This window comes from Ensifer sp. 2TAB8 (assembly GCF_052115125.1).
GTDB lineage: Bacteria > Pseudomonadota > Alphaproteobacteria > Rhizobiales > Rhizobiaceae > Ensifer.
On the sequence record NZ_JBFRGB010000077.1, the window covers coordinates 1 to 707 of the forward strand.

Below are 707 nucleotides of genomic sequence, written 5' to 3' on the forward strand. Positions count from 1 at the left end.
ACTTCCAGCGACTTTTCGAACGACTTCCAGCGACTTTTCGAACGCCGGGATCGGCAGGAACTCGTAGCGCGAATGGAAATTGCAGGCGCCGGTAAAGAAGTTCGGCGTCGGGATGCCGCGCGCCGAAAGTACGGCACCATCGGTGCCGCCGCGCATCGGCATCAGCTTCTTATTTATCCCGAGTTCGTCCATCACATCAAACAACAGGGAGACGGCGCGGTCGTCGTGTTGAAGACTGGTGGCGATGTTTCGATAGGTATCGGTGACCTGGTGGCGGACGTTGCCGCTGGGATAGCTTGAGCGTATCCGCTCCGCCACCTCGGCGATCCGCCGCTTGCGTTGATTGAAGCCATCGGTATCGAAGTCGCGGATCAGGCAGGTAAGTGTTGCCTCGCTGTCGTTGGCGACGAGATCCTTGAACCAGAAGAAACCCTGGCGATCCGCAGTACATTCGGGCGTATCCTCGCGGTCGAAGTGGGCGATGAAGTCGATCGCCATGGTGAGCGGATTGACGAGTGTGCCCTTGGCCGACATCGGCTGGGCGCTGACACCGGTAAAGACGATTTCGGCGGACGCGGCATTGAAGGTCTCGAGCACAACCTCGCCCAGTTCACAGCAGTCGATCGTATAGGCGAAGTCACAAGGGAAACGGGCAAGATCCAGCGCCTTGGCGCCACGCAAACCGATTTCCTCGTCGGGCACGAAGG

Annotated in this window: 1 protein-coding gene; it reads right to left on the reverse strand. The window is 59.3% G+C overall.

What is annotated here, in order from left to right; translation table 11 throughout:
- Nucleotides 1-707: peptidase T (locus AB4Z53_RS35400; protein WP_441600096.1), on the reverse strand; the 707-nt coding region annotated here is incomplete at both ends.